The following is an 18,614-nucleotide window of genomic DNA, read 5'->3' on the forward strand; positions in this document are numbered from 1 at the left end:
TGGAACCGGCCGCGCGCGCCGACAAGGTTGGTGTCAGCATCCGAAGCTTCCTCCTGGAAGGACTCCCGTGTTCGTCGCGCTGCGTGACATCCGCTTCGCCCGGGGGCGCTTCGCCCTGATGGGCGCGGTCGTCACCCTGATAACCACTCTGGTCGTGTTCCTGTACGGGCTGACCGGCGGCCTGGCCTCGGCGGCCTCCTCCACCGTCGCCGAGCTCCCGGCCGACCGGATCGTCTTCGGTGCCCCGGCGGGCGCGACGCCGGAGGTCAACTTCGCCAACTCCACCGTCTCCCCCGCCCAGGCCGCCGCCTTCGCGGCCGCCCCCGGGGTGAAGGCGGCGCAGCCGCTCGGCGTCTCGATGAGCCGCCTGACGGCCGACGCCGGCGCGGCCTCGGTGAGTGTGGTCGGCACCGGCTCGACGCTGCTGCCGCCGATGGGCTCGGGCAGCGCCCCCGCCGACGGCCAGGTGGTGGTCGGCTCCGACACCGCGAAGACGTACCACCTCTCCGTGGGCAGCCAGGTGAAGGTCGGCCCGAGCACGCTCACCGTCTCCGGCGTCACCGCCGAGCGCTCGCTCTCGCACGCCCCGACGGTGTGGACCACCCCGGGCACCTGGGAGAAGGTGAGCGGGCAGAACCAGCCCACCGCGCTCGCCCTCGTCCTCGGCTCCGGCGCGGACCTCAAGGCGCTGGACGACGCCCAGGGCACCGAGACGGTCCCGCTCGGCGACGCGCTCTCCGGCATCAACGGCTACGACGCCGAGCAGGGCAGCCTGCAGATGATCCAGGGCTTCCTGTTCGCGGTGAGCGCCCTGGTGGTGGGGGCCTTCTTCACCGTCTGGACGGTGCAGCGCAGGCCCGACATCGCGGTGCTCAAGGCCGTCGGCGCGAGCAGCGCCTACCTGGTGCGGGACGCGCTGGCGCAGGCCGCCGCCGTGCTGGTCGGCGGGGCCCTGCTCGGCGGCCTGGTCGGCGCGGTGGGCGGGGTGTTCGCGAGCGCCTCGGTGCCGTTCGACGTGGGCGCGTCGACGGTGGCCGTGCCGGTGACGGTGATGGTGCTGCTCGGTCTGCTCGGCGCGGCGCTGGCCGTGCGCCGGATCACCTCTGTCGACCCCCTCGCCGCACTCGGAGCCAACCGATGACCATCACCTTGAAGACCCGTACCGGCCTCGCGCTGCGCGAGGTGACGCTCACCTACCCGGACGGCGAGCAGCGGCTGACCGCTCTCGACCGGGTCGGCCTGGAGGTCGCGCCGGGCGAGTTCGTCGCGGTGGCCGGGCCCTCGGGCTCGGGCAAGTCGAGCCTGCTGGCGGTGGCGGCCACCCTGCTGCGGCCGGACAGCGGCGAGGTGCTGATAGACGGTCAGGAGGTCGGCGCGCTGAGCGCGGCGGCGCGGGCCGCGCTGCGGCGGGAGAGGCTGGGCATCGTCTTCCAGCAGTCGAACCTGCTGGGCTCGCTGACGGCGCTGGAGCAGCTGCTGGTGCTGGAGTCCGTCCGGGGCGGCAAGGTCCGCGAGGCGCGGGCCCGGGCCGAGGAGTTGCTGGCCTCGGTCGGCCTGGACGGTGCCAAGCAGGGGCGCCGCCCGCACCAGCTCTCCGGCGGTGAGCGCCAGCGGGTCAACATCGCCCGGGCGCTGTTCGGCAGCCCCTCGGTGCTGCTCGTGGACGAGCCGACCTCGGCGCTGGACCACGAGCGCGGCGAGCAGATCGTCGCCCTGCTGGCGGAGGTGACCCGCACCCACGGCACGGCGACCGTGATGGTCACCCACGACCGTGACCTGCTCGGCCGGGTCGACCGGGTCCTCGAGATGCACGACGGCCGCCTGAGCTGAGCCGGCGGGACGGACGGAGGCGGGGCACCGGGCGGTGCCCCGCCTCCGGCGTTACTTGAAGCTCACTTGAACCAGTACTGGACGCCGCCGTGCTTGGAGCAGGTACCGGACGGGGTGGCCGAGGTCGAGGCGGTGCCGTCCTTGCACTCGGCCATCTCGTTCGGGACTGCGGGTGTCTGGCCGACGTCCCAGCCGCAGACGGCCACGGTGTGGTGGCCGCAGCTGCCGCCGCGCGGCCCCGGCTCCCCGGTCGGCTCGGCGGGCAGGCTCGGCAGACTCGTCGGTACCGGGGGCAGCTTCGGCAGCGTGGTCGGCACCGCCGGCAGGGACGGCAGGGACGGCAGTGCGGTCGGCACCGGCGGCAGCGAGGGCAGGGTCGGGGTGACCGTGGGTGCCGGCAGGATCGTCACCTTGGCCGCCGGGCTCGACCCGGCCGACGAGGCGGAGGCGGAGACGCCGGCGGTGGCGGTGGGCTGCACCACCGGGTCGCAGGCAGTGGCCAGAAACGCCGCCACGGACACCGCGGCGATCGCGAGTGCCCGTGGGAGCAGTGGAGTACGGGTCATGATTCGGCAAAGTACCCGTGGACATACCTTCATACCGTCGGAACGGCGGAATGAGCCGAGAAGTCCCGAATGTCCGTCAGCGGGCGCCGAGCCGCAGCGACGACCGTTCCTCGACCACCGAGTCCTCGCCGGCCGCCCAGAGGGAGCGGATGTGGCCGAGGTGGCGCTTCATGCAGGCCTCGACGGCGTCGGTGTCCCCGGCGAGCATCAGGTCGAGCAGCTCCAGGTGCTCCTCGGCCGAGGAGACCAGCTCGCCGCGCTGGTCGAGCCGGTTCAGGCCGTAGAGGCGGGAGCGCTTGCGCAGGTCGCCCACCGTCTCGACCAGGCGGGCGTTGCCGGCCAGCGCGAGCAGGTCGAGGTGGAACTGGCGGTCCGACTCCAGGTACCCGATCAGGTCGTGCTTGCGGGCGGCCGCGACGATCGCCTGGGCCTGCGGGCGCAGGGCCTCCAGCTGCTCGGCGGTGGCCGTCCGGGTGACCTGGACGACGGTCGGGACCTCGATCAGGGCCCGGATCTCGGTGTAGTCGTCGAGGTCCCGCTCGGTCAGCTCGGTGACCCGGAAGCCCTTGTTGCGCACCGCCTCGACCAGGCCCTCCCGGGCCAGGTCGAGCATCGCCTCGCGGACGGGCGTGGCGGAGACGCCGAAGTCGGCGGCCAGCGCGGGGGCCGAGTAGACGACCCCCGGGCGCAGCTCACCGGAGATCAGCGCGGCTCGCAGGGCGTGGGCGACCTGGTCGCGCAACCGCTCCTGTACGGAAATGAGGGCGCGAGGTTTGAGGTCGGCCATGGTGTTCCTCCGGGGTCTTTAGGACACCATTGTACAATGTCACGTTTCGCCAATTATGGAGCATTTCCATGCATTGTGTAAAGCTCCTGCTGGGCCGCCGCCACCGCCAGGTCCTGCCAGGCCATCCCGACACTCTTGAAGAATCTCGGCCGGTCGTGCGGCACAACTGCCTTGCCGTTGACGAGTTCTGACAGATTAGCAAGGCCGTCCGATTTACGGATCGCCCCCTCCTCGATCGGCACCAGGAGATCCCCGGCCTCCCGCAGTGCGACCGCCCGCGCCTCAACGTACCGCGCGGAGCGCACCACCAGTGCCGTGTCCACCTCACGGGCCACCGGCTCGTGCGAGCCGACCGCCGCGACGGCCGCGTGGTCCGGCACCAGCCGGCCGTCGAACAGCGGCGTCCGGGCCGTGGTGCAGCACACCACCAGATCGGCCGCCGCGACGTCCGCCGCGGTGCCCGCCTCGGCGGCCATACCGAGCGCCCGGGCGTGCGCCACCAGAGCAGCCGCCGGCTCGGCGCTGCGGCCGACCACGGTGAGCCTGGTCAGCGGCAGCACCGCGCGCAGCGCCTCCAGGTGCCCGTACGCCTGCGGGCCGGCGCCGAACAGCACCAGGTGCTCCGCCTCCGGCACCGCGAGGTGCTTCAGCGCCAGCGCCGTCACGGCGGGGGTGCGCAGGGAGGTGAGCGCCGCGCCGTCGTACAGCGCCACCGGCTGGAGGGTGGGGCCGTCCAGCAGCAGGTAGCTGCCGGTGATCCGGGGCAGTCCGCGGGCGGCGTTGGCCGGGACCACCCCGGCGATCTTGACGCCGGTGTAGGCGGAGGAGGCGGCCGGCATCAGCAGCAGCTCTCCGGCGGGGACGGGGATGTTGCTGCGGGCCGGGCACTCCTCGGGGTCGAGGCCGTCGAGCAGGACGCGCTCGAGGGCCTCGACGGCCTCCGGCATGCCCAGGGTGAGGGGGAGGGTGGCGACAGACATCAGAGCAGGAATCCCGTTCCCAGCGAGTCGTGCGGATCGAGGACGAAGCGGTGCTCGCCGGTGCGGTGGGCCGAGCCGGTCACCTCGGTGATCACACCGTCCCGGTGCTCGCCGGCCAGGCGGCCGGTGAAGACGGTACCGATGACCGACTCGTGCCGCAGCACGTCGCCGGGCGCCATCCGCCCCTCGACGGCCAGCAGGGCGAGCCGGGCGGAGGTGCCCGAGCCGCACGGCGAGCGGTCGATCTGGCCGTCCGCGAAGACGGTGACGTTGCGCTGGTTGGGGCCCGCCAGGGTGTCCGGCAGCTCCTCGTGCAGGATCACGCCGTAGACGCCGGAGAGCCGGGGGTCGGTGGCGTGCCGGGTGGCGGGCTCCTCGGCGAGGGCGGCCCGGATCTCGCGGCCGACCGCCGTGAGCTCGGGCAGGTCCTCGGTGGTCACGGAGAGGCCGAGCTCGGTGGCGGAGACCGAGGCGTAGCAGGCGCCGGAGTGCGCGAGGTCGACCCGCACCTTGCCGCGCGAGGTCTCCACGCTCAGGCCCCGGGCGCTGACGGCGGTGGGGACGTTGCGGAAGGTCACGTCCGTGGTGCGGCCCTGCGAGCGGTGCACGGCGGCGCTCACCCGCCCCGACGGGACGTCGATCCGCACCCACGCCACGCCGTCCTCGGGGGCGGCGACCAGACCGGAGTCCACCGCCCAGGCGCCGAGCGCGATGGTGCCGTGGCCGCAGGCGGTGGAGTAGCCGTCCTTGTGCCAGAACAACACCCCGAAGTGCGCCTCCGAGTCGTCGGGGGCGACCACGAAGCCGCCGTACATCCCGGCGTGCCCGCGCGGCTCGCGGGTGAGCAGGCGGCGCACGTCGTCCAGCGCGCTCGGGCGCGGGGCGGTGGCGGTGCCGCCGGCGCCGAGCGCGATGGCCCGGCGCTCGGCGACGGTGTCGCCCACGATCGGCGGCAGGCCGGAGGTGACGATCCGGAAGGGCTCACCGGCGGTGTGGTAGTCGACGGTGGCGATGTTGAGAGCGGTCGTCATCGGGGCGTCCCGGCCGGGAGCACGGTGACGGTGCGGCTGGCGGTGTAGAAGTCGAGCACGGCCTGGCCCTGCTCGCGCGGGCCGTAGCTGGCGGAGTTCGAGCCGCCGAAGGGCAGGTGGAAGTCGACGCCGCTGGAGGGGGCGTTGACCCGGATCATGCCCGCGTCCATCCGGTCGGCGGCGGCCAGCGCGGTGTCCAGGTCCCGGGTGTGCACCGAGGTGGCCAGGCTGTGCCGGGTGGAGTTGGCGATCGCGATCGCCTCGTCCAGGTCGGCGGCGCGCAGCAGCACGGCGACCGGGCCGAAGAACTCCTCCGCGAGCAGCGGGTGCCCGGCGGGGACGTTCTCGAGCAGCGCGGGCTCGAAGTACCAGCCGGGGCGGTCGGCCCGGGTGCCGCCGGTGAGCACGGTGGCCCCGGCCGCGCGGGCGGAGTCGACGGCGCCGGTCAGGCGGTCCAGCGCGGCCTCGTTGATCACCGGGCCGCACGCGGTGGTGGGCTCGGCCGGGTCGGCGGCGGCCGTGGCGGCCAGCGCCTTGGTGAGCGCCTCGGCCAGCGGCTCGTACGCGTCGCCGACGGCGATCACCCTGCTGGTCGCGGTGCACTTCTGGCCCGCGTACCCGGCGATCGCGGCGGCCAGGTGGCCGGCCGCCTGGGCGAGGTCGGCGTCGGGGAGCACGACGGCCGCGTTCAGGCCGCCCATCTCGGCCTGCACCGGGATGCCGCGCGCGGTGGTGGCCGCGATCACGGCCTGGCCGACGGCGGTGGAGCCGGTGAAGGAGACCACATCGGTGGCCGACACCAGCGCCACGCCCTCCTCGGCCCCGCCGGGGACCACGGTCAGCACGCCCTCGGGCAGGCCCGCCAGCTCGGCGATCCGCAGCGCGCACGCGGTGCCCTCGGGAGCCGGCTTGAGGACGACGGTGTTGCCGACGGCCAGCGCGGGCGCGGCCTTCCAGACCGGGATGGCGAGCGGGAAGTTCCACGGCGTGATCAGCCCGGCCACCCCGTGCGGGCGGCGGCGGGTGAGCAGCAGCCCCTCCCCGGCGGCCGGCTCGTGCACGGCCCCGGTCGGGGCGTACGGGGCCTGCGCGTAGTACCGCCAGATCGCGGCCGTCCGGGCCACCTCGCCCCGCGCTTCGGCCAGCGGCTTGCCGACCTCCCGCACGGTCAGCTGCGCCAGCTCCTCGGCGTGGGCCTCCACGGCGTCGGCGGCCTTGCCCAGCGCGGCGGCGCGGCCGGCCGCGCCCAGCTTGGCCCATGCCTGCTGCGCGGCACGGGCCCGCTCCACGGCCGCCTCGACGCCGAAGGCGCCGGGCGTCTCGACGGAGACCACCAGGTCGGACGGGTCGGCGGGGTTGTACGAGCTGATGGTCATGACGAGGCCTCCGGGAGGGGGATCTACTTTCGTGGGGCAGCACCCCGGGGGCGCGGGGAACTGCGCGACCAGCCCTCTACGAAGGTGCACGGTTGCGCGCGCCGTTCCTCGCGCCCCTGAGGTGGTTGCTCTGAGCAGTTACAGCAGGAAACCGGCCGGGAACGGATCGGTCGGATCCAGGAAGTACTGCGCCGTGCCGGTCACCCACGCGCGACCCGTGACGGTCGGAATCACGGCGGGGTGACCGGCGACGGTGGTCTCCTCGACCAGGCGGCCGGTGAAGGAGGTGCCGATGAACGAGTCGTTGACGAAGTCCCGCCCGATCGGCAGCTCTCCGCGTGCGTGCAACTGGGCCATCCGCGCGGAGGTGCCGGTGCCGCAGGGCGAGCGGTCGAACCAGCCGGGGTGGATGGCCATCGCGTGCCGGGAGTGCTCGGCGGTCGAGCCGGGGGCCGCGAGGTAGACGTGGTGCACGCTGTGGATGGACGGGTCCTGGGGGTGCACCGGCCGCGCCGCCGTCGCGTTGATCGCGTCCATCATGGCCAGTCCGGCGTCCAGGATGTCCTGCTTGCGCTCCCGCTCGAACGGCAGCCCGAACTCGGCCAGCGGCAGGATCGCGTAGAAGTTGCCGCCGTACGCGAGGTCGTAGCTGACCGTCCCGTACCCCGGCACCTCGATCTTCTGGTCCAGCGCCACCGCGTACGACGCCACGTTGCGGATGGTCACGGCCTTGGCCGCGCCGCCCTCCACGTGCACGTCCGCGATCACCAGCCCGGCCGGCGTGTCCAGCCGCACCGTCGTGACGGGCTCGACCACCTCGACCATGCCGGTCTCCACCAGCACCGTCGCGACCCCGATCGTGCCGTGGCCGCACATCGGCAGCAGGCCCGAGACCTCGATGTAGAGCACGCCGAAGTCGGCGTCCGGCCGGGTCGGCGGCTGCAGGATGGCGCCGCTCATCGCGGCGTGGCCGCGGGGCTCGTACATCAGCAGGGTGCGGAAGTGGTCCAGGTGCTCCTGGAAGTGCACCCGGCGCTCGGCCATGGTGGCGCCGGGGATGACGCCGAAGCCGCCGGTGATCACCCGGGTCGGCATGCCCTCGGTGTGCGAGTCGACGGCGTGGAAGACGTGACGGCTGCGCATTGGTGGTCTCCCCTGGTAGATCGGGCAGGTTCAGGAGCGTACGGGAGGGCCGGCTGCCCCCGCAGCCGGCCTCTCATCCGTGGGACGGTCAGACCAGGCCCTCGGAGATGGCCTTCTCGGTGGCGGCGCGCACGGCCTTCTCGATCTCCGGGGAGAGCGCGAAGCGCGGGGCGCGGACCGGACCGCCGGGGCGGCCGGCGATGTCCATCGAGAGCTTGATGGCCTGGACGAACTCGGTCTTGGAGTCCCAGCGCAGCAGCGAGTGCAGCGACTTGTAGAGCGGCAGGGCCGTCTCCAGGTCGCCCGAGACGGCGGCCTGGTAGAGCTTGACGGTGGCCTTGGGCAGCGCGTTCGGGTAGCCCGCGATCCAGCCGACGGCGCCGGCCAGCGCCAGCTCCAGGAGGACGTCGTCGGCGCCGATCAGCAGGTCCAGGCCCGGGGCCAGCTCGGCGATCTCGTACGCCCGGCGGACGTCGCCGCTGAACTCCTTGACCGCGACGATCGAGCCCTCGCCGTGCAGCTGCGCGAGCAGCTCGGGGACGAGGTCGACCTTGGTGTCGATCGGGTTGTTGTAGGCCACGATCGGCAGCCCGGCCTTGGCGACCTCGCCGTAGTGGGCGCGGACGGCGGCGTGGTCGGCGCGGTAGGCGTTCGGCGGGAGCAGCAGCACGGAGCCGGCGCCGGCCTCGGCGGCCTGCTCGGCCCAGCGGCGGGACTCGGCGCTGCCGTAGGCTGCGACGCCGGGCATCACGCGGGAGCCGTCGCCGGCGGCCTCGACGGCGGTGGTGACGACGCGGGCGCGCTCCTCGGCCGTGAGGGTCTGGTACTCGCCGAGCGAGCCGTTGGGCACCACGCCGTCGCAGCCGGAGTCGATCAGCCAGCGGACGTGCTCGGCGTAGGCGTCGTAGTCGACCGACAGGTCGTCACGCAGGGGCAGCGTGGTGGCGACCATGATGCCGCGCCAGGGGCGGGCGGGCTCGTGCGAAGCGAGAGACACGGGGACAACTCCCTTGTGGTGAGGTGTGACATTTTATTGTAGCGGGCGGAGCAGCCACAAGAGGGCTGCACCGTCCGAATGATCGGTCAGTCTGTCGGGTCGGCGGCATCCGCCGCCCCAGCGGCCGGAACGGCGGCCAACTGACCCAGCGGGACGGGGCAGGCCAGCGGGCGGCTGTCGGCGCGGGCGCCGGCCTCCCCCGCCAGGCAGGCGACGGCCGGGCCGCACATCCGGCCCTGGCACCAGCCCATCCCGGCCCGGGTGAGCAACTTGACGGTACGGGCGTCGCCCGCACCCAGATCCTCCACCGCCTCGCGGATGCGCCCGGCGGGCACCTCCTCGCAGCGGCAGACGTCCGTCTCGGGGGTGAGCCACTCCGGCCAGCCGGGGCCGGGGCGGTGCGAGCGGGCCATCAGCCGGGCGAAGGCCCGGCGGCGCTGCTGCTTGGCCCGCAGCGCGCCCGGCACGTCCCGGCCGGCGATCACGTGGGCCGCCAGCTCGCCCTCGGCGATCGCCAGGTCCGCGCCGCCGACCCCGCAGGTCTCCCCCGCCGCCCAGAGGCTGGGCAGGCTGGTGCGCAGCTCCGGGTCCACCCGCAGGCCCACCGTGCCGTCGGGCAGCTCGCGGGTCGCGGCGCCCAGCTCGGTGGCCAGCTCGATCTGCGGCACCAGGCCGTGGCCGACGGCGAGCGCGTCGCACTCCACGTACCGCTCGGTGCCGGGGACGGGCCGCCACTCGCGGTCCAGCCGGGCGATCGTCACGCCGGTCACCCGGTCCGTGCCGTGCGCCTCGACCACGGCGCTGGAGCGGCGCAGCCGCACGCCGTGCCGCAGCAGCTTGGTGCCGTGCTCGGCGCCCTCGACCAGCTTGGCGGGGTTGGCCAGCAGGGTGCCGACCCCCTTCGCGTAGCCGAGGTAGTCGGTGGCCTCCACCACCGCCGGGACGTGTCCCCCGGCGGTGACCAGCGAGGAGGCGGCGGCCAGCAGCAGCGGGCCGGAGCCCGCCACCACGATCCGCTTGCCGGGCAGCACCAGGCCGGCCTTGAGCATGGCCTGCGCGCCACCGGCGGTGACCACCCCGGGCAGCGTCCAGCCGGGGAAGGGCAGCTGGCGCTCGTACGCGCCCGTGGCCAGCAGCACGGCCCTGGCCGGGACGACCGCCTTGCCCTCGGCGCCGGGGCCGGTGGTGGCGTGCAGCCGCCACAGCTCGCCGTGCTCGGCCGTCCAGACCTGGTGCTCGGTCAGGTAGCTGATCCGGCCCAGGCCGGTCTGCCGCTCGAGCCGGGCGGACAGGGCCGTGAAGGCGCCCCAGCCGTGGTGCAGCTTCTCGGGGTGCGCGGCCCGCAGGCCCGGCGCGGGGTGGCGGTAGTACTGGCCGCCCGGGCGCGGGCCCGCGTCCAGCAGGGCGCAGCGCAGGCCGAACTCGGCGGCCGTCACGGCGGCGGCCAGACCTGCGGGGCCGGCGCCCACTACCGCGAGGTCGAAGGGCTCGTACGGCTCAGATGGCGAGGTCGGCACGGCCGTGGCCCTCCTGGGTGGTGACGGTGTCGCCGGGCTCGGCGGGCAGCAGGCAGGTGCGCTGGTTGGGCCGCCCGTTGACGGTCGCCAGGCAGTCGAAGCAGACACCGATGCCGCAGAAGGCGCCGCGCGGCTTGCCGCCGGCCCGGGTGGTGCGCCAGGCCAGGATGCCCTCGGCCCACAGCGCGGCGGCGATCGACTGGCCGGGCAGCGCGGGGATCTCGCGGCCGTCGAACTCGATGGTGTGCGCGGCCTCGGGCCGCGCGCCGACCAGGGAGGCGGGGGTCTGCCGGCCGCTGCTCATGACGCCTCCTCGGTGAATCGGTCGGGGTTGAAGGGGGTGAGGTCCAGCTCGGGCTGCTTGCCCGCGAGCTGGGCGGCGATCAGGCGGCCGGTGGCGGGGGCCAGGCCGATGCCCGCGCCCTCGTGGCCGCAGGCGTGGTACAGCCCGGCCACCCGGGCGTCGGCGCCGATCGCCGGCAGGTGGTCCGGCAGGTACGGGCGGAAGCCCCGGTAGGCGCGCTGCACGCTCACCTCGGCGAGCAGCGGGAAGAGCTTCACCGCGTTGGCGGCCAGCCGGTGCAGCACCTCGACGGACATCGTCCGGTCGAAGCCGACCCGCTCCCGGCTGGCCCCGATCAGCACCGGGCCGGCCGGGGTGCCCTCGACCACGGCGGAGGTCTGCAGCGCGGCCGAGCCGCTGGCCACGTCGGCGACGTAGTCGGCGGCGTAGACCTTGTGGCGCACCACGCGCGGGAGCGGCTCGGTGACCAGGACGAAGCCGCGCCGGGGCATCACCGGCAGGTGCACGCCCGCGAGCTTCGCCAGCTCGCCGCCCCAGGTGCCGGCGGCGTTGACCACCGCCGGGGCGTCGATGCTGCGGCGCTCGGTGGTGACTCCGGTGACGGCGCCGCCGGGGCCCCGCCGGATCGCGGTGACGGCCTCGCCGAGGAAGACCTCGGCACCGGCCCGGCGGGCGGCGCGCAGCAGGTGGGCGGCGGCCAGAGCCGGCTGCACCTGCGCGTCCTGAGGGTAGTGGAAGCCGCCGGCCAACCCCTCGGCCAGGTGCGGCTCCAGCTCGCGCAGGCGCTCCCCCGGGATCTCCTCGGAGTCCACGCCGGTCTCGGCCTGGTGCGCGGCGAAGGTCCGCAGGGCAGCCATCCCCGCCTCGCCCGAGGCGACCACCAGGCCGCCCTTGGGCTCGTACTCCACCTGCTCGCCGAGCTCCTCGGCGAGCTCCTGCCACAGCCGCGTCGAGTACAGCGCCAGGGTCAGCTCCGGCCCCGGCTCCTTGTCCGACACCAGCAGGTTGCCCTCGCCGGCACCCGTCGTCCCGCCCGCGACCGGTCCGCGGTCGACGACGGCCACCGACAGGCCGGCCTGGGTCGCGTAGTACGCGCAGGCGGCGCCGACGACACCGGCGCCGATCACCACGACATCGTGGGGGGATCTCTTGAGCACGGCAGTAATATGTCACACTGCAGTCAACTTGCCAAGGCCACGTAAAAGCAGACGTCCGGTGAACGCCGAAGGCCCGGAGGATCGCACTCCCCCGGGCCTTCGGTGCTCACCGCATCTCTCAGGTGATGTCGTCCATCTGCTCACCCCGGGCCGCCGGGACGGGCGCCGGCGCGGCCGGGGCCTCGGACGCCTCGACCGAGTCGACGGAGAGGTCGACGTACGAGGCCTCCTCGTCGTCGAGGTCGGCGTCGGGGTTGCGGCGGGCCCGGCGGCGGTCGTTGACCAGGGCGATGCCGACCGCGATGAAGTACAGGCCCCAGATCGGCGCCGCCAGCGCGAGCATGCTGAGCGGGTCGGTGCTGGGCGTCGCGAAGGCCGCGAAGACCGTGATGCCCATGATCATCGCGCGCCACCAGCCGAGCAGCCGCTTGCCGGTCACCATACCCGCGAAGTTGAGCATCACCAGCAGCAGCGGGAACTCGAAGGCGCAGCCGAAGACGAGCAGCAGCCGCGTCGCGATGTCGAAGTAGTCCTCGGGCGGCAGGATCGGCGTCGTGTTGTCCGGGCTGAAGGAGATCAGCACCTGCACCGTGGTCGGCAGCAGCAGGTACGCGCAGGTCACACCCGCCAGGAACAGCGGCACGCCGGCGCCCAGGAAGCTCAGCGCGTAGCGGCGCTCGTGCTTGTGCAGACCGGGCGAGATGAAGGCCCACAGCTGGTACAGCCAGATCGGCACCGTGGCCACCACGGCCGCCGTCAGCGCGACCTTGAGCGTCCAGGTGAACGGCGTGGTGAGGCCGATGTTCGAGATCTGGGCACACTTACCGTGGAAGTCGCTCGACGTCTCCTTCGTGCACTGCGGCAGCGGCTTCAGCAGGAAGGTCTCGATCTGCGTGTGGAAGTACAGTGCCACGATCGTGAGCAGCACGATCGCCAGGACCGATTTGACCAACCGGCTCCGCAGCTCACGGAGATGGTCGGCGAGGGCCATCCTGCCCTCGGGGTCCTTGGGCGCTTTCGACGACTTGCTCAACCCCGGTCCTCAACTAGTGCGGTGGTGCCCGCCGGGTGGCGGGCAGCTGGTGGTGCTCAGCTCTGTTGAGCGTCCTGCGGATCGACGACCGGGCGGGCCGCCGAGGCAGGGGCGCCGGGGGCGGACTTGACCGCCTTCGGAGCCGGAGCGGCCTGCGGCTGTGGCGCGGACGGGCCGTCCTCGCGCAGCGCCTTGGCCTCACTCTTCAGGATGCGGGCCGACTTGCCGAGGTTCCGCATCAGCTCGGGCAGTTTCTTGGCGCCGAACAGCAGGACCGCGAAGACCAGGATCACCAGGATCGCCATCGGCGAGATCCTCATCAGTGACCACCTTCCCGTCGGGGGCAGGCTTCCCCCACTGCGGGCGATGGTAGCCCGTGCCGGTGACCGGGCGGCAACCGCCACCTGGCCACTGCGTCGGCTACACGTCCCAGTGTGCCCGCCCTCACCCCCGGACCGGGATCTCCTCGGCCGCCTCGGCGAGCGCCCGGGAGGCGCCGTCCACCGCCCGGGCCAGCCGGGCGGCGTCCAGCCAGAGCCGGGCGCCGAGCACCCCGAGCAGCAGCAGACCGGCCGTGGAGAGCAGTACGGCGGCGACCAGGGTCCAGTTCACGGCACTCACCCTTCGACCGGCAGGAGCCGCATGGTGCTGACCCCGGCCCCGGTCAGCGCGGCGACGATCTTCTCCCCGGCCGGCTTGCGGACGGATGCTCCGCAGGCCGGGCAGGTGAAGCTGTAGAAGGTGCGCTCCGCCGTCGCCCCGAGGGCCAGCCGGAAGGCCGAGGCGGCCAGCTCGACCTTCTCCCGGCACTCCGAGCAGTAGACCTTGAACGAGGTGGCCATCAGAGCCCGTAGCCGGCCAGGGCCGCCTGCGCCGCGCTGCGGGCCTGCTCGGCCAGCTCGGCGGGGGCGACGATCCGCCCGTCCCGGCCCAGCCGCAGCGCGAGCGGGCGCAGGCCCGCCGGGTCCGCGCTGCGCAGGGTGATCCGCAGGCCGCCGTCGGGCAGCTCCTCGGCCCGGTCGTGCGGGTAGTACTCGGCCACCCAGCGCCCGCCCGGGCCGACCTCGACCACGACCTCGGGGTCGTCGGCGGCCGGGTTGACCAGACCGGCCGAGAGGTCGCGCGGCTCCAGGCGCGGCGGGTCGGCCGGCTCGTCCAGCACCTTGATCTCGGCCACCCGGTCCAGGCGGAACAGGCGCCGGTCCTCGGAGACCCGGCACCACCCCTCCAGGTAGGTGTGGCCCTCGGTGACCAGGCGGATCGGGTCCACCTCGCGCTCGGTCATGCCGCCGCGCCCGTGCGAGTAGTAGCGCAGCCAGATCAGCCGGCCCTCGCTGAGCGCGCGGTCGATGTCGGCGAAGACCTGGCCCTCGGCCTCGAAGGTCACGCCGACCCGGGCGGAGGCGTCGGCGCTCTCGCCGGCCGCGTTCTCGATCTTGGTGACGGCGCGGGTGAGCGCCTGGCGGTCCCGCTCGCGCAGGCCCGGCAGACCGGCCACCGCGCGGGCGGCCACCAGGAGGGCGGTGGCCTCGTCGGCGGCCAGGCGCAGCGGCTGCGCCACGTCGTCCACGTTGTGCCACCAGATCCGCTCGCCGTCGGTGTCGATGTCGAGCAGGTCGCCGCCGCGGAAGCTGGTGCCGCACATCGGCAGCACGTTCAGGTCGTCGATCAGCTCGCGCTCGCTGATGCCGAAGGCGCGGGCCACCTCGGCCACCTCGGCGCCGGGGCGCTCGCGCAGGTAGGTGACCAGCGAGAGCATCCGCCGGGTCTGGTCGATCGCGTTGCTCATGGTCACTCCCCCACGCCGAGGCCGGCGACAGCGCGCAGCCGGTCGATGACATCCGCCCGCAGCTCCTCGGGCGCGAGCACCACGAGGTCGGGCCCGAACTCGGCCAGGTCGGCCCCCAGGCCGTTGCCGTAGGGGATCTCCAGTTCGTCCCAGTCCGGCCCGGCCGGGGTCAGGCTGATCGCCTTGGTGCGCAACGGGAAGCCGGCCTCGCGGCGCACCCGCACGGTGGCGGTGGCGGTGGCGCCCTCGCCGGCGAAGCGGGCGACCACGGCGCGGACGTCCACGTGGCCCGGCACCTCGCCGGTGAACTTACCGGCCCGGGAGCGCACCTTGCCGGTGATCCGGCTCAGCCGGAAGACCCGGGCGGCCTCCCGGTCGCGGTCCCAGCCGGCCAGGTACCAGTGGCCGCGCCAGCACTCCAGCGCCCAGGGCTCGACGGCGCGCTGCTCGGGCGCGGCGGCGCCGGCCTTGCGGTACTCGAAGGTGACGGGCCGGCGGTCGCGGGCGGCGACAAGGAGCGGCTCGAAGGCGGCCTCGCGGGCCGGGATGCGCGGCTGCAGCGCACTGTGCTCGGCGTCCTCGGTGAACGGCACCCCGGCGGCGCGCAGCTTCTGCAGGGCGCCGCTGGCGGCGCCGGACATCTTGGCCTGCTGCCAGACCCGGGCGGCCAGCGTCAGCGCGGCGGCCTCCTCGGCGTCCAGGGCGATCTCGGGCAGCCGGTTGCGGTCGCGCCGGGCCAGGTAGCCGACCTCGCCGTCGAGGGCGTTCTCGTCCACGTCGATGATCAGGCCGAGCTCGCGCAGGTCGTCCTTGTCCCGCTCGAACATCCGGTTGAAGGCGTCCTCGCTGCCCTGCTGCCAGGCCTCCCGGTACGCCTCGACAGACTCGCGCAGCTCCTTCTTGGAGAGCGGCCGTCTGGTGTTCATCAGGCACAGGGCGAGGTTCATCAGCCGCTCCGCCTTGGCGATCGCCATCGCAGACCTTTCCGTACAGCTCACGCAGGGTACCGGGGTGATCGCCCGGCCGGACCCGACCGTACCGGTAGCGGCCGGGCGGGGGAAAGCCGGGCCGAAAAGGCGAGGGCCGCACCCCGCCGGAGCGGGATGCGGCCCTCGGGCTGAGCCTGGCTCAGACGCCCAGCAGGTCCACCACGAAGATCAGGGTGGAGCCGGCCGGGATGAGCGGGCTCGGCGACTGGTTGCCGTACGCCAGGTGCGGCGGGATGACCAGCTCGCGACGGCCGCCGACCTTCATGCCCGCGACGCCCTGGTCCCAGCCCTTGATGACCCGGCCGCCGCCCAGCGGGAAGCGGAAGGTCTGGCCACGGTTCCACGAAGCGTCGAACTCCTCGCCGGAGGCGAAGGTGACACCGACGTAGTGGACCTCGACCATGGCACCCGGCTTGGCCTCGGCGCCGTCACCGACGACGATGTCGCGGATCTGGAGCTCGGCCGGGGCCTCGCCACCCGGGAAGTCGATCTCGGGCTTGGTCTTCTGAGTCACGAAACTCTTCTCTCGGTTCGGGTGTACTGCCAGCGCTAAGGCTAGCTGTCCGCCGACCCCACGCCCGCATCGAGGATGTCCACCACGAACACCAGCGTCGAGTTGGCCGGGATCGGGCCGGAGGCCTGGTCCTTGTAGCCGAGCTTCGCCGGGATGACCAGCTCGATCCGGCTGCCGACGGTCTGGCCGACGATGCCCTTGTCCCAGCCCTCGATGACGCTGCCGCCACCGGTGACGAAGCTGAACGCCTGGCCGCGGTCGAGCGAGGAGTCGAACTTCTTGCCGTCCTTGTACAGCGCGCCGGTGTACTGGACGACGACCTTCTCGCCGGACTCGACCTTCTTGCCCTTGCCCTGGATCAGGACCGCCGACTTGAGGTCCGTCGGGTCGGCCGAGCCGGGCACGGGGGTGATCTCGGCGGCCTTCTTGCCGTTGTCCTTCACCTTGGGGAAGTCGGACGGCGGGTCGGTCATCTCGCCCTGGACGGTGGCGTCCGGCGCGGTGGCCTGGCGGACGTCGATCACGAAGACCAGGTTGTCCTTCGCGCCGACACCCATGCCGCTGTTGCCCTGGGCGCCGAAGGCGGCCGCCGGGGGCGCCACCACGAGCAGGCGGCTGCCGGCCTTGTGGCCGGTGACCACGCTGTCCAGCGCGGGGATGAGCTTGCCGGAGCCGGCCTGGTAGAGCTGCGGCTTGCCGTTGTCGTACGAACCGGCGATGTCCTTGCCGGTGGCCCAGTCCTTGGCCGCGAAGTCGACCGAGACCCAGTCGTTCTTGTTGACCTTGGGGCCGTCGCCCTCGCTCAGCTGCTTGACCACGAAGGTGCCCTCGGGCGCGTCCTTCGGCACCTCGATGGCCGGCTTCTTGCCGAAGTCACCGGTGACGGTCGGGAGCACCTTGGCGCTGTCCTTGATCGGCGGCACCGGGTCCTGGGTGGGGGCCGCGGGGGTGCTCGGGGCCGAGTCTGCGGCCTTGGTCTTCGAGCCGGAGTCCGGCCGGTTCACCATGTACAGCGTGACGCCGCTGCCGACCAGCAGCAGGGCCAGCACCGTGCCGAGGATCACACCGAGCTTGCCCGCACCGGGCGGGTTCTCGTCGTACCCCGCCTCGGAGAGGTCCTGGCGGCGCACCGTGGAGGCGAAGACCTGCGGCTCCTCCTCCTTGGCCGGCTCCCGCGGCTCCACCGGAGTACCGCCCCAGCCCGCCTGCTGCTTGAGCATCTCCGGCGGAACGACGATCGACTCGCCCTCGCCCGCCAACGGCCCGCCGGGCCGCGAGGCGGCCGGGTCACCGGCGACGGCACCGCTCACGGTACCGGGATCGCCCGGGCTCGACGTTTTATCAGACATGACTCCCCATCCATCCGGCCGTGCGGCACCCTCACCGGAGCCCCGTCGGCACTTACCACAGTGCTGAGCCGCGCCAGTATGTCAGGTGCACATGAGAGGTGTGGTCGGCAAGCCTCTCAGACGGCCTCCAGGATGTCGATCACGAAGACCAGGGTGGAGTTCGCCGGGACGGCGGACTGGGCCTTGTCGCCGTAGCCGAGGGCGGGTGGGACGACGAGTTCGACGCGGCTGCCGACGCTCTGGCCGACCAGGCCCTCGTCCCAGCCCTTGATCAGCTGGCCGGCGCCGATCTGCATGCGCTGGGCGCCGCCGTGGCTCCAGGAGGAGTCGAACTGCTGGCCGTTGGCCCACAGGACGCCGGTGTACTGGACGATCAGCTGCTGGCCGGCGGTCACCGGCTTGCCGTCGCCCCTGACCAGGACGTACTTCTGCAGGTCGGCCGGCGGGGCGGGCGGGCCGGCCGGGACGGTGATGGTCGGGGCGGCCTTTCCGTTGTCCTTGACCTGGGGGGAGGTGGCCGGGGGCTGGGTCATGGCGCCGGTGACGCTCGAGTCCTGCGGGACGCCCTCCATGAGGTCGAGCACGAAGACCACCGTGTCCGTCGCACCCACCCCCAGGCTGCTGTTGCCCTGGCCGCCGAAGGCCGCCGCCGGGGGCGCCACCACCAGCAGGCGGCTGCCGACCTTCTTGCCGAGCACGCTCTGGTCGAAGGCGGCCACCAGCTCGCCGCCGCTCGCCTGGTAGAGCTGCGGCTTCTGGCCGGAGTCGTAGGAGCTGGAGACGTCCTTGCCGGTGGTCCAGTCCTTGGCCGTGTAGTTGACCGTCACCCAGTCGCCCTTGGCCACCGCCGGGCCGTCCCCCTCGCTCACCGTGTGCACCACGAACTGCCCGCTCGGCTGCCCGGACGGCACGGTGATGGCGGCCTTGGTGCCGAAGTCCCCCGCCACGGTGGGCATCGGGGAGGCCGAGGCGACCGGGGTCGGCACCGCCGGCGCCGAGGCCGAGGAGGTGCCCGAGGGCGAGGCGCCCGCCGAGGAGGAGGAGCCGCTGCTGCAGGCGGCGAGCAGGACGAGAGGCAGTACGGCGAGCAGCCCGGCGAGGCGACGCACGGCGGTCCTAACTGTCGGTCGGTGCTTGACCGTCAGCCTATGACCCGATTCGTCACCGAATGGGGCGGCGACACGCAGGTGGGCCGGGTGCAGTGCACCCCGCCCCCCCGGGGGGGCACAACCCGGCGATAAGCGTGGACACC

21 protein-coding genes are annotated in these 18,614 nt (G+C 73.5%); 2 read left to right on the forward strand and 19 right to left on the reverse strand.

Annotated features, from left to right (window positions below; all coding sequences use genetic code 11):
* The first annotated feature begins 67 nt into the window (after positions 1 to 67).
* Positions 68 to 1,141, forward strand: coding sequence for an ABC transporter permease (locus tag ABT095_RS26635; RefSeq protein ID WP_350532042.1), 1,074 nt, complete (start codon positions 68 to 70; stop codon positions 1,139 to 1,141).
* Positions 1,138 to 1,830, forward strand: a complete 693-nt coding sequence (locus ABT095_RS26640; protein ID WP_350532043.1) for an ABC transporter ATP-binding protein — start codon at positions 1,138 to 1,140, stop codon at positions 1,828 to 1,830. The genes ABT095_RS26635 and ABT095_RS26640 overlap by 4 nt, the downstream gene beginning before the upstream one ends.
* 62 nt (positions 1,831 to 1,892) lie before the next feature.
* On the opposite strand, the gene ABT095_RS26645 is transcribed toward ABT095_RS26640, so the two are convergent.
* The 19 genes from ABT095_RS26645 to ABT095_RS26735 all read right to left on the reverse strand — a co-directional run bounded on the left by ABT095_RS26645 (position 1,893) and on the right by ABT095_RS26735 (position 18,471).
* The gene (locus tag ABT095_RS26645; protein WP_350532044.1) at positions 1,893 to 2,396 is read right to left on the reverse strand and encodes a DUF3761 domain-containing protein; all 504 of its coding nucleotides are present in this window, start codon (positions 2,394 to 2,396) and stop codon (positions 1,893 to 1,895) included.
* 76 nt (positions 2,397 to 2,472) lie between these two features.
* Positions 2,473 to 3,183 (reverse strand): GntR family transcriptional regulator, encoded by a 711-nt coding sequence (locus ABT095_RS26650; protein ID WP_350532045.1) that lies wholly within the window; start codon positions 3,181 to 3,183, stop codon positions 2,473 to 2,475.
* Between the two features lie 53 nt (positions 3,184 to 3,236).
* Positions 3,237 to 4,163, reverse strand: coding sequence for an ornithine cyclodeaminase family protein (locus ABT095_RS26655; protein WP_350532046.1), 927 nt, complete (start codon positions 4,161 to 4,163; stop codon positions 3,237 to 3,239).
* Positions 4,163 to 5,194, reverse strand: a complete 1,032-nt coding sequence (locus ABT095_RS26660) for a proline racemase family protein (protein WP_350532047.1) — start codon at positions 5,192 to 5,194, stop codon at positions 4,163 to 4,165. Before ABT095_RS26660 ends, ABT095_RS26655 begins: the two co-directional genes overlap by 1 nt.
* Entirely contained in the window at positions 5,191 to 6,570 is a 1,380-nt protein-coding gene (locus tag ABT095_RS26665) for an aldehyde dehydrogenase family protein (protein WP_350532048.1), read from the reverse strand. The genes ABT095_RS26660 and ABT095_RS26665 overlap by 4 nt, the downstream gene beginning before the upstream one ends.
* A 138-nt stretch (positions 6,571 to 6,708) precedes the next feature.
* A complete protein-coding gene (locus tag ABT095_RS26670; RefSeq protein ID WP_350532049.1) occupies positions 6,709 to 7,713 on the reverse strand; it encodes a proline racemase family protein in 1,005 nt (334 codons plus the stop codon).
* 88 nt (positions 7,714 to 7,801) lie between these two features.
* The gene (locus ABT095_RS26675) at positions 7,802 to 8,665 is read right to left on the reverse strand and encodes a dihydrodipicolinate synthase family protein (protein WP_350532076.1); all 864 of its coding nucleotides are present in this window, start codon (positions 8,663 to 8,665) and stop codon (positions 7,802 to 7,804) included.
* A 131-nt stretch (positions 8,666 to 8,796) separates the two neighbouring features.
* Positions 8,797 to 10,227 (reverse strand): FAD/NAD(P)-dependent oxidoreductase, encoded by a 1,431-nt coding sequence (locus ABT095_RS26680; RefSeq protein WP_350532050.1) that lies wholly within the window; start codon positions 10,225 to 10,227, stop codon positions 8,797 to 8,799.
* Positions 10,208 to 10,531: a (2Fe-2S)-binding protein gene (locus tag ABT095_RS26685; RefSeq protein WP_350532051.1), complete on the reverse strand. Its 324-nt coding sequence runs from the start codon at positions 10,529 to 10,531 to the stop codon at positions 10,208 to 10,210. Before ABT095_RS26685 ends, ABT095_RS26680 begins: the two co-directional genes overlap by 20 nt.
* Entirely contained in the window at positions 10,528 to 11,688 is a 1,161-nt protein-coding gene (locus tag ABT095_RS26690; RefSeq protein WP_350532052.1) for an NAD(P)/FAD-dependent oxidoreductase, read from the reverse strand. Before ABT095_RS26690 ends, ABT095_RS26685 begins: the two co-directional genes overlap by 4 nt.
* A gap of 118 nt (positions 11,689 to 11,806) precedes the next feature.
* A complete protein-coding gene (tatC, locus tag ABT095_RS26695; RefSeq protein ID WP_350532053.1) occupies positions 11,807 to 12,721 on the reverse strand; it encodes a twin-arginine translocase subunit TatC in 915 nt (304 codons plus the stop codon).
* A gap of 56 nt (positions 12,722 to 12,777) precedes the next feature.
* Positions 12,778 to 13,041 carry a Sec-independent protein translocase subunit TatA gene (tatA, locus tag ABT095_RS26700; protein WP_350532054.1) on the reverse strand — a complete coding sequence of 88 codons (264 nt, stop codon included), beginning with the start codon at positions 13,039 to 13,041 and terminating at the stop codon, positions 12,778 to 12,780.
* 124 nt (positions 13,042 to 13,165) lie between these two features.
* Positions 13,166 to 13,333, reverse strand: coding sequence for a hypothetical protein (locus ABT095_RS26705; RefSeq protein ID WP_350532055.1), 168 nt, complete (start codon positions 13,331 to 13,333; stop codon positions 13,166 to 13,168).
* A 5-nt stretch (positions 13,334 to 13,338) separates the two neighbouring features.
* Positions 13,339 to 13,563, reverse strand: a complete 225-nt coding sequence (locus tag ABT095_RS26710; RefSeq protein WP_502885014.1) for a hypothetical protein — start codon at positions 13,561 to 13,563, stop codon at positions 13,339 to 13,341.
* Positions 13,563 to 14,510: a helix-turn-helix transcriptional regulator gene (locus ABT095_RS26715; protein WP_350532056.1), complete on the reverse strand. Its 948-nt coding sequence runs from the start codon at positions 14,508 to 14,510 to the stop codon at positions 13,563 to 13,565. Before ABT095_RS26715 ends, ABT095_RS26710 begins: the two co-directional genes overlap by 1 nt.
* 2 nt (positions 14,511 to 14,512) lie before the next feature.
* Positions 14,513 to 15,484, reverse strand: coding sequence for a helix-turn-helix transcriptional regulator (locus tag ABT095_RS26720; protein ID WP_350532057.1), 972 nt, complete (start codon positions 15,482 to 15,484; stop codon positions 14,513 to 14,515).
* A 154-nt stretch (positions 15,485 to 15,638) separates the two neighbouring features.
* A complete protein-coding gene (locus tag ABT095_RS26725; RefSeq protein WP_350532058.1) occupies positions 15,639 to 16,013 on the reverse strand; it encodes an FKBP-type peptidyl-prolyl cis-trans isomerase in 375 nt (124 codons plus the stop codon).
* Between the two features lie 41 nt (positions 16,014 to 16,054).
* The gene (locus ABT095_RS26730; protein ID WP_350532059.1) at positions 16,055 to 17,323 is read right to left on the reverse strand and encodes an FKBP-type peptidyl-prolyl cis-trans isomerase; all 1,269 of its coding nucleotides are present in this window, start codon (positions 17,321 to 17,323) and stop codon (positions 16,055 to 16,057) included.
* Between the two features lie 155 nt (positions 17,324 to 17,478).
* Complete coding sequence (locus tag ABT095_RS26735) at positions 17,479 to 18,471, reverse strand: FKBP-type peptidyl-prolyl cis-trans isomerase (RefSeq protein ID WP_350532060.1); 993 nt, start codon at positions 18,469 to 18,471, stop codon at positions 17,479 to 17,481.
* Positions 18,472 to 18,614 lie beyond the last annotated feature (143 nt).

This window comes from Kitasatospora sp. NPDC002227 (assembly GCF_040296285.1).
Taxonomy (GTDB): Bacteria; Actinomycetota; Actinomycetes; order Streptomycetales; family Streptomycetaceae; genus Kitasatospora.

Bases quoted from the DNA above. Each gene is read 5' to 3' on its own strand.
- ABT095_RS26640 (WP_350532043.1), top strand. From the start codon at position 1,138: ATGACCATCACCTTGAAGACCCGTACCGGCCTCGCGCTGCGCGAGGTG.
- ABT095_RS26645 (WP_350532044.1), bottom strand. From the start codon at position 2,396: ATGACCCGTACTCCACTGCTCCCACGGGCACTCGCGATCGCCGCGGTG.
- ABT095_RS26650 (WP_350532045.1), bottom strand. From the start codon at position 3,183: ATGGCCGACCTCAAACCTCGCGCCCTCATTTCCGTACAGGAGCGGTTG.
- ABT095_RS26655 (WP_350532046.1), bottom strand. From the start codon at position 4,163: ATGTCTGTCGCCACCCTCCCCCTCACCCTGGGCATGCCGGAGGCCGTC.
- ABT095_RS26660 (WP_350532047.1), bottom strand. From the start codon at position 5,194: ATGACGACCGCTCTCAACATCGCCACCGTCGACTACCACACCGCCGGT.
- ABT095_RS26665 (WP_350532048.1), bottom strand. From the start codon at position 6,570: ATGACCATCAGCTCGTACAACCCCGCCGACCCGTCCGACCTGGTGGTC.
- ABT095_RS26670 (WP_350532049.1), bottom strand. From the start codon at position 7,713: ATGCGCAGCCGTCACGTCTTCCACGCCGTCGACTCGCACACCGAGGGC.
- ABT095_RS26675 (WP_350532076.1), bottom strand. From the start codon at position 8,665: ATGGTCGCCACCACGCTGCCCCTGCGTGACGACCTGTCGGTCGACTAC.
- ABT095_RS26685 (WP_350532051.1), bottom strand. From the start codon at position 10,531: ATGAGCAGCGGCCGGCAGACCCCCGCCTCCCTGGTCGGCGCGCGGCCC.
- tatA (WP_350532054.1), bottom strand. From the start codon at position 13,041: ATGAGGATCTCGCCGATGGCGATCCTGGTGATCCTGGTCTTCGCGGTC.
- ABT095_RS26710 (WP_502885014.1), bottom strand. From the start codon at position 13,563: ATGGCCACCTCGTTCAAGGTCTACTGCTCGGAGTGCCGGGAGAAGGTC.
- ABT095_RS26715 (WP_350532056.1), bottom strand. From the start codon at position 14,510: ATGAGCAACGCGATCGACCAGACCCGGCGGATGCTCTCGCTGGTCACC.
- ABT095_RS26720 (WP_350532057.1), bottom strand. From the start codon at position 15,484: ATGGCGATCGCCAAGGCGGAGCGGCTGATGAACCTCGCCCTGTGCCTG.